Origin of the sequence: Bacillus sp. 220_BSPC, assembly GCF_001054655.1 — a bacterium.
GTDB classification, from domain to species: domain Bacteria; phylum Bacillota; class Bacilli; order Bacillales; family DSM-1321; genus Peribacillus; species Peribacillus frigoritolerans.
The window spans coordinates 1-8,516 of sequence record NZ_JVPL01000318.1 but is presented as its reverse complement, the minus strand read 5'-3'; the positions used below and the strand labels follow the sequence as shown (position 1 = coordinate 8,516).

At 38.5% G+C, this 8,516-nt stretch carries 6 protein-coding genes and 2 pseudogenes; 3 read left to right on the top strand and 5 right to left on the bottom strand.

The features are described 5' to 3' along the window. Positions 1-130: pseudogene (locus tag ADA55_RS30870) on the top strand (methyl-accepting chemotaxis protein); the annotation flags it as partial. Between the two features lie 190 nt (positions 131-320). On the opposite strand, the gene ADA55_RS31125 reads toward ADA55_RS30870, so the two are convergent. The 4 genes from ADA55_RS31125 to ADA55_RS26575 form a co-directional block, all read right to left on the bottom strand. After that, positions 321-449 (bottom strand): hypothetical protein, encoded by a 129-nt coding sequence (locus ADA55_RS31125; RefSeq protein WP_260089150.1) that lies wholly within the window; start codon positions 447-449, stop codon positions 321-323. A gap of 507 nt (positions 450-956) precedes the next feature. Continuing rightward, positions 957-1,529 (bottom strand): DJ-1/PfpI family protein, encoded by a 573-nt coding sequence (locus ADA55_RS26585; RefSeq protein ID WP_048689580.1) that lies wholly within the window; start codon positions 1,527-1,529, stop codon positions 957-959. 54 nt (positions 1,530-1,583) lie between these two features. After that, entirely contained in the window at positions 1,584-2,297 is a 714-nt protein-coding gene (locus tag ADA55_RS26580) for an iron-sulfur cluster assembly protein (protein ID WP_048689578.1), read from the bottom strand. 75 nt (positions 2,298-2,372) lie between these two features. Next, positions 2,373-3,398, bottom strand: coding sequence for an amidohydrolase family protein (locus tag ADA55_RS26575; RefSeq protein ID WP_048689574.1), 1,026 nt, complete (start codon positions 3,396-3,398; stop codon positions 2,373-2,375). A 516-nt stretch (positions 3,399-3,914) separates the two neighbouring features. Between ADA55_RS26575 and ADA55_RS26570 the strand changes: the two genes are divergently transcribed. Then, a complete protein-coding gene (locus ADA55_RS26570) occupies positions 3,915-5,930 on the top strand; it encodes a sigma-54-dependent Fis family transcriptional regulator (protein WP_048689570.1) in 2,016 nt (671 codons plus the stop codon). Between the two features lie 240 nt (positions 5,931-6,170). Next, a pseudogene (locus ADA55_RS26565) lies at positions 6,171-6,516 on the top strand (DDE-type integrase/transposase/recombinase); the annotation flags it as partial. 840 nt (positions 6,517-7,356) lie between these two features. Here ADA55_RS26565 and ADA55_RS26555 read toward each other — a convergent pair. Continuing rightward, positions 7,357-8,382 carry an LLM class flavin-dependent oxidoreductase gene (locus ADA55_RS26555; RefSeq protein ID WP_048689586.1) on the bottom strand — a complete coding sequence of 342 codons (1,026 nt, stop codon included), beginning with the start codon at positions 8,380-8,382 and terminating at the stop codon, positions 7,357-7,359. Between the last annotated feature and the right edge of the window lie 134 nt (positions 8,383-8,516).

Genomic DNA, 8,516 nt, shown 5'->3' with positions numbered 1-8,516 from the left:
ATTACTGATATTTCAGGTCAGACGAATTTACTTGCATTAAACGCTGCAATTGAGGCTGCTAGAGCCGGGGAGGATGGAAAAGGATTCGCAGTTGTTGCAGAAGAGGTTAGAAAATTAGCCGATCAAACCAACAATCTGCAAATAATATCCATAAGCTTGTTTCAATCAACCAAAATGAAGCAAACGAGACCGTTAATAATATTCAAATTGTATGAGAAAACGTAGACTCTGGAAAAAAGCTTTCTGAAGAAACAGTAACAAACTTTGAAGAAATTTTAATTTTATTTGAGCAGCCATGTCAACAGACAGATTGATAGATTTCATCTGCTCGAGCATTCAGCTGCTGCCAAACGCTGCGATAATGCCTTGAACCGATTTTTCAAGATGACAATCGGATTGAACAACAGCATGGTTCTTGACGCCCGCCAGAGCTTGAATACGTTTTCCATTAGCTGTACCCTGTTGGTAATCTTGTCTCTGCCCCTTGTGCTTTCCAGATCGTTTCTTTTAAATTTAAACCTGCTAATTTTACGATTTGGAGAGGGTGTTGATAGTCTCTGAGGTCGCCGACCTCTGCGAAATGCCAATCCCTTTATTTTTCGCAACCTATCTCACTTTATAGAATTCATACGACATAGTTAAATCGTTATATAAATAAGTCGTGCGACCCAATCCATTTTCAGGACCATTTCTGGATATGTGATATTTCCTACCCATACATAAGCCAACAAACAGCCATTCTGGTTAATTACTCTTTGATATAGATCAACGAACATGCATGTCATTTGAACGAGGGATTATGTTCAATAAAGTGGAAGCCGTTTTAATAAATTCAGCCATAAATATTGTCCAATTTAAAAAGGATTGCCAGTGGCAACCCTTTTTTCTCAATATTAGTAATATCACCCATATTAGCTTGAAAATAAGGAGGGAATGTTTCAGTCCTTTTGACTTATTTAAACAGAAGCTTCTTTTTTAACATTTAGCAATTTAAAGAATTCTTTCATAAAACCTGGGAGATCTGGCCAAGCATGCCCTGACACGATATTGCCATCAACATGAAGCATTTCTTCCACGTATGTAGCTCCTGCAGCTTCTATTTCGGGTCTACATGCGTTATAAGCTGTCATCTCCCTGCCCTTTATATATTCTCTTATCGTTGTTAATACCAGTTGTCCGTGACAGATAACTCCAAGTGGTTTATTTTCTTTTAAAAAATGGGCGGTTATATCTTGTACTTTTTTATTCATACGAATATATTCAGGAGCACGGCCCCCAGGAATAATAAGTGCGTCATAATCAGTAGGTTCAATCTCTTCAACCGAGGCATGAGATTCAATTTTATATCCCCATTTCTCTGTAAACGTTTCCATTTCAGGCAAAAAATCATGAACAACTGTCTGGAGACTTTTTTTCACAGGTGAGGCAATTGTGCAATTAATATTTTCTTCGATACATCTATAATATGGATAAAATACTTCCAATGCCTCTACAGCGTCACCAGTTATAATAAGAACGTTTTTACTCATTTTTCATCACATTCCTTTTCTGAATTTTTTTAAAATTCCTAAGCATACTTAAAATTATATTTTCGTCAATGTACTTTCATCAGCGGAAGGCAAATTATATCGAGCCTCTAATAAACCGCGACAATAATGAGCATTAAACTCCATATTCATTCGTGACCCTTTAGCACCTCGCAGATAATCAGCAAACCCTTCTTCAGTTATCTCTTTATCTTCAGGAGTGGTTATGGCTAATTGATTTAAGTAATTCGACGTTTTTTTCTTTTCCAGGTATTTTCCCCTAAGTAACTTCCCTTCTACAGATAAAGGCAGTTCATATAGCTCTTGGATAGATAAATTGAGGATTTCTTTCTTTGACATCCCATTTTGAAGTAAATATCTTATAAGTTTCTCTTGCCTTGCATAGAAAGCTTTTATCTGGAAAGTCTTACGTAATTCATCAAGATCTCCATCAGATAAACTACTAAAGGATTCGCTAAAGGATTTACCTGAAGTTGCTCCTTGGTTGATTTCATCCGAAGCACAGTGATCTAATAAAGTTACTTTAACTTCATTTACCCAGTCTATTTCAGCCACAAACTTCAGTATATCTTCGGCCATGATATATGCGAAGTTAGGTGAACACCAGTAAGTTGGTAATCGAAAAACTACTTCGACATCGTTTTCTTTTATTACCGTGTGATCGATAAATCCTAATTCAGTTAAAGGCTGGTCTAATTCTGGATCATAAACTTTATCTAGCATGCTATAAACCTGTTTTTCTTTGTTCATAAAGTTCGATGCACCTCTCTTTTTCAATGATTGATACAAAACTTTAACACGACTCAACTGGTCTATTGATTGAGATTAAACCATTATATGTGAAGCTAGTTCGCACTTTTGTAACTTCGCTTTTTGAGCCTCGATATCAATATTATAGAGTCTGGCTGCATTACCGCCTAAAATTTTCTTTTTTACATTCAAATCAAAAGTTACGCCTGTTTCCTGTTGGATATCTTCAGGAAGCTCAAAATCTACGAATTTTTCGATAAGCCATTTTGGTTCCCATATTCCATAATCACTCCCGAAAAGGATGCGATCCTCATCCAGCCAGTACAATAACTCACTTATGATTTCTGCAAAATAACGAGGACGTTGATGGATAAGTGATATGGCTACAGCTAATCCCCCGTATACATTTTTCTCTTGTGTTGCAATCCAACAAAAATCTTCCAGTCTAGGCAACCCAACATGCTCTACGATAAAATTCAGTTCTGGAAAAGTACTTGCAGCATCATCAACGTCAGCTACATCAAAAGCGTCGCGATTAAGCGGTGTGACCGTTGGACCTTTATGGATATGAATATTTTTTATTCCCAGATCAAGGCATTTTTGCAGATAACGCTGAGACCACGGATCAGACAGCTTATACCCTTTAGAATCGCCATACCAATCAGCTGTATAAAGTTTTATACCTTGCCAACCGTATTTCAATTTCATCGCTTCTAGATTTTCTAACCCGCGCTCACCATGTCGAGGATCAAGCGTCCCATTACATATAAAACGATTTGGATATTTTTTTGAAAGGGCATCATTCACATCAAAATCTCCAAACCCGTTTTTGTAAAACTCCTTAAGATATACCGGTTGAAAAATAGCCATATCAGCATATCCTTTTACAATGACATCCTGTACCAACGTTTCAGAGCCATATTTCTCGAATTTTTCCCTTGGCCAAAAATATTCTTCAGGACTCAAGTTCTTATGATAATCATAGAAACAACTAATAAACTGTTCACCATGTATGTTTAGCTGGTTTTCCTTGCTTCCATCCCAAATTGCCACATGAGAATCAATAACAAAAATTTCTTCCCCGCTTTTCGTTTTATACAACATTATCACCCCTTCAAGTTTTGCCTTTCTCTTTACTTCATTGCAAATACTGTGCCAAAACTTCCTTCTTTACTATCAAAAATTATTAAATGTTTCTTTAATACAAGCAAAACTGCCTCTATTCCGATATTTATCAGGTTCTATATAATTGGAAATTTGGAATGATAACTATAGATTTAAATAAAAATATTGAAAGTTCTGTATTTTTTTCTAATGATATATGGTGCATTAAGCGACACTGTATCTAAAAGTGACGATCGTAATTAAGCAAAGTGCGACACACCTAACTTATAAGTTTGATTAAGAATGTAGATTATATTTGAGAGTGGGAAAGCATAGTGGAGAATAACAAGATTGATAATTTAGATAATTGGTATATAATATGTGTAACTATATTACCAACGTGATGGAGAACTTTTTATTATCAATCACTTAAAAATATTGTAAGCGTTTACTGAAAGGTCAGGGTGATTTCAGAAACATGGCACGCACTTACATTAAAAGGAAGGTACCGGTATGAAGAACCCATATATTTCGTTGGATATTTTCTCTTCACCGAAGACTGAAAAGGATAGAATCGAAAGAGCCTGGGAGAATTTTATATCAGGCCAAAATTTAGTATCTGAAGTGAGATCCTTAACTTATCAATCTTGGGAGCGCTCTATTCGTCATGGAGTACACCCCACCAAAGGGAGAGCCCCACTCGTTCTGTCACAAGATGAAATACAAGAATATCAAACAACCCACACGTTCTTTTCTATTTCAGAATCCCTTCTACCAAAACTTAAAGAATCAGCAATAGATTCAGGTCACTTAATTGTGATTTGTAATCATAAAGGAGAATTATTATATCTAGATGGAGATGCCTCTCTCAAAAAGAAAGCCGAAAATATAAATTTTGCAGCAGGGACTTCATGGTCAGAGAGCTATGTAGGGACAAATGCTATGGGCACTTCTTTGGCTACAGGAGTACCCATGCAAGTCTTCGCGGGAGAACATTTCTGCCAACCTGTTCACAATTGGGTATGCTCAGCCTCGCCGATTAAAGATCCTGCAACACAAAAGGTTCTTGGAGCGGTCAACTTAACCGGTATTTGGGACGTGGTACATCCCCTCTCTCTATCCGCTGTTGTTTCTATCACTCAAACAATCGAAGAAAAGCTCCAAAGCCAGCTCAAATTTGAGCACTTTTTGCTACTTGAACATTATATTGAAACAACTCGTAAAAACCCCAGTAAAATAGTGGCTGTGCTCGATCGTGGACATCAAGTCATTAAAGCCTCCACCCCATGGTATGACAAAGGTTGGATTGATTACAATAACCGATTAATAAATTCATTATCAGTTTGCAGTGGCACAGAAGGCATGAAAGACGGCTGGATTTTTGAGTCAGTCCCTTTATATCATCAAGGATTCCCTATCGGTTTTATGATACATGCGATTTCAAAAGTCAAACCTTTAAATAAAACGGGATTTAGTACAAAGTACTCCTTCACAAATATGATTGGGAAATCTCCGGAATTCCAATCTGTTATCGATGAGGCGCATACAATGGCCAATCTGGATTTACCCGTTTTAATTGAGGGAGAGAGCGGTACTGGCAAAGAGTTATTCGCCCAATCCATACACGCTTATAGTCATCGATCTGAAGCTGCTTTTGTAGCTGTTAATTGCGGGGCAATTCCAAAAGAACTCGCAGCAAGCGAATTATTCGGTTATGAGGAAGGCACTTTCACAGGAAGTATAAAAGGTGGCCGTGCCGGAAAATTCCAGCAGGCTGAAGGAGGAACAATTTTTTTAGATGAAGTTGGCGAGATGCCACTAGATTTACAGGCCATGTTTTTGCGCGTGCTTGAAGAAAGAGAAATTGTACGAATGGGTGGAAGAGAACCGATAAAATTAAATGTACGGGTAATTGCGGCAACAAATTGTAATTTAAAAAAAGCCTGCGAGGAAGGCACTTTTCGTAAAGACCTTTACTACAGACTTAATATCCTTTCCTTGCAAGTCCCCCCACTGCGCGAAAGAACAGGGGATGTCCCCTTATTATTAAATCATTTTTTGACAAAAACCTGTGCAGAAATTAGGAGACCACCACTTAAAATAGACGACCAAGACATGTTTGTCTTAGAGCAGTATGAATGGCCTGGGAATGTACGTGAATTAAGGAATTTTGCCTACAAAGTGGCCATAAAGGCAAATGGCAATGTAATCACAAACAGTGATTTCCCAAAAGAAATCGGACTAACTAAAAGGATAATAAATTATTCAGCGACAGATCATACACATCAAAAATTGAATAATAAAGAACAGCCATTAATACTTACTAATCCTTCCTCATCCCAAGAAGAATCAGTGAATTATCCAACCTCTTTAAAGCAGCAAGAATTGCATATGATTCTTATGGTACTTAATGAGGCAAATGGCAATGTTACAGCCGCTGCAAAAAAACTTGGCATTCATAGAAGCACAATTTATAGAAAGCTCGGGCGGAATACTAAAAATGAAAGTTTATCTAATAACAATGGATAATGAAAAACCAGGATGTCCTTTCTTGATTTCATTGTGTTTATTGGGAAAATTATAAGTTCTGCCGTTTTTAATTCCTTATTTCACAAAGGATCTGATAATTAAAAATCATCAGTATAGTTAACACTATTTCTTAAAGGGAAAAAGTATATATATTTTCTGAAGTAAATGATGAACTGTAGAATTTCCACTTCAAAGAGCACCATGATACTTAACTGCACCCCAATTGTTAGACAACATCGAGGTGCTCACATCAATCATAAAATAGTTCTCCGATTGATGAATGAACTAGGATTGAAGTCATTGGTTCGCATGAATAAATACCGTTCGTACAAAGGGAAAATCGGCAAGGTTGCGACCAACATTCTAGCAAGTGATTTCAAGGCGGCAAAGTCCAATGAAAAATGGGTGACAGACGTCACGGAATTCCATCTAGCTGGGGAAAGACTTAACTTATCGACTATTCTTGACCTGTTTAATGGAGAAATCATCGCCTATAATATCGAATCTCGGCCTGTTTATCCTCGTTTCCAAAATGCAGGATAAAGCCTTTGATAGCTTGGAATCGAAAGATTCACCCATTCTCCATATTAAAACCTATTGCCTCCCAGCTTTTCACTTTCTGCTGCTGCTTCTTCACCACGGCCACAAATTACAGCATTGGTTGGTGCCTTCCTTGGCAAACGCGACGGCAATTGCTTTTGCAATACCTTTACTGCCGCCTGTCACGACTGCCGTTTTATCTTTTAATCCCAGGTTCACTTTAGATCCAATCCTTTCTATGGGCGTCTATTGTTGATTACATATTAACAATAACATCTAGTCATAAACAAATAAACTATGGCTGATTTTCTGCTCTAATACTCAATAAAGGAGGGAAACCACTAAGATGGTTTCCCTTTAAAATGTACCGTCTTGTTTAGTATAAGGTATATTCTTATACTTGCTGAGCAAGGACAATTATCATCACGATTCCATTTTTTGTTGAACAATTCAAGGAAGCAGAGATGGAATGAGATAAGTGAACTCCTTATACAATAGGAAGCTAGCCAGGGATGCCAGTATAGTACTCCCACATTTTACTAGAAATAGCCAGTTCTTTTTAATCTTTTTTAGATAATGATGTACGGATTTTGTCTTCTTCACCGGCTTGTACTTTTGTACCCACTGAGGTTCCATTATCAATTCCCTCCCTAAAGCGATTAAAGTATTTCAAATGCTTTCATCACTTCATCGGGTGTCCGCAGCATCCCAACACCCATCACAGGAACACGATCGCCGACACGCTCATGGATCATAACAACTCGGGATGTCTGATTGTTGATCCGTTCCAAAAGCAGCCGACAGAAATATGGAGATAATCCAGGTCCTGGTCTGCTAACTTGTCCACTAATTGCAACGTTTCTTCTATGGTGATGCCAGTTTTGACCTATTTTAGCTGATTAATTTCTGCCAATATTTCATAGGAATGGAGGCGGGCCTTATGATCGTAAACCTGGGCGATTGCCATAATTTCATCGGCTTGACTTTCATCCAGAACCTTTTCCAGCTTTTCTTTTACGATTTGAGGACTGCCGACAATCGAAGTTCCTAATTGATTCTCAAGGGCAGCTATTTCATAGTCGCTCGCTATATCATTAATATTATCCACTGGCGGCTGCAATGGGACTTCCTTCCCCCGCATCAAATTCAAGAACTGCTGCTGCAATGTTGTAGCGAGCCGCTCCGCTTCTTGATCTGTATCGGCCGCAATGATGTTTAGCCCTACCATTGCATGAGGCTTGTCCAATACTTTAGAAGGCTTAAACGAACGGCGGTACAGCTGGATAGCCGGCAGTGTGTTATGCGGCGAGAAATGGCTCGCAAATGCAAACGGCAGTCCAAGCTCTCCTGCCAGCTGGGCACTGTATCCGCTCGAGCCTAACAGCCAAATAGGTATGTTTAATCCCTCACCCGGAATTGCTTTAACATGACTATATCCTTGTGCCAGGGAAGGGTCAAAGTAATTCCGGAGCTCAGCCAGCTGCTCAGGGAAATCTTCTCCTGAACTTCTCAAGTCACGTCTTAATGCACGTGCAGTAAGCTGATCAGTGCCTGGTGCACGGCCCAAGCCAAGATCAATTCGTCCTGGATATAATGATTCCAGAGTACCAAATTGCTCAGCAATAACAAGAGGTGCATGATTCGGCAACATAATGCCGCCTGAACCTACCCGGATTTTTGATGTACCTGCTGCAACATGGGAAATGACTACCGATGTTGCAGAGCTAGCGATAAATGGCATATTATGATGCTCAGCGAGCCAATATCGGTTATACCCCAGCTTTTCAGCGAGCCGGGCCAGCTCCAAAGTATTGCGAAAAGAATCAGCCGGCGTACTTCCATCTGTAATTGGAGAGAGATCCAGGACCGAGAATGGAATATCCGTAATTTGTTTTGTATCATTTTCAGGCATATGCTCATCTTCTTTCTTTAAAAATTTCGTTTCAAACCTATAAAAGAATTTACAGGTTGTTTTCTTTGTCCTTTTTTTCTGCTTCAATCTAAATCACATTAATTTAACTGATTTAATATCTGCAGAAAATACAT

Excerpts from the sequence above, each read along its gene's own strand:
- ADA55_RS26570 (WP_048689570.1), top strand. The coding sequence starts at position 3,915 with ATGAAGAACCCATATATTTCGTTGGATATTTTCTCTTCACCGAAGACT.
- ADA55_RS26580 (WP_048689578.1), bottom strand. The coding sequence starts at position 2,297 with ATGAACAAAGAAAAACAGGTTTATAGCATGCTAGATAAAGTTTATGAT.
- ADA55_RS31125 (WP_260089150.1), bottom strand. The coding sequence starts at position 449 with ATGGAAAACGTATTCAAGCTCTGGCGGGCGTCAAGAACCATGCTGTTG.
- ADA55_RS26555 (WP_048689586.1), bottom strand. The coding sequence starts at position 8,382 with ATGCCTGAAAATGATACAAAACAAATTACGGATATTCCATTCTCGGTC.
- ADA55_RS26585 (WP_048689580.1), bottom strand. The coding sequence starts at position 1,529 with ATGAGTAAAAACGTTCTTATTATAACTGGTGACGCTGTAGAGGCATTG.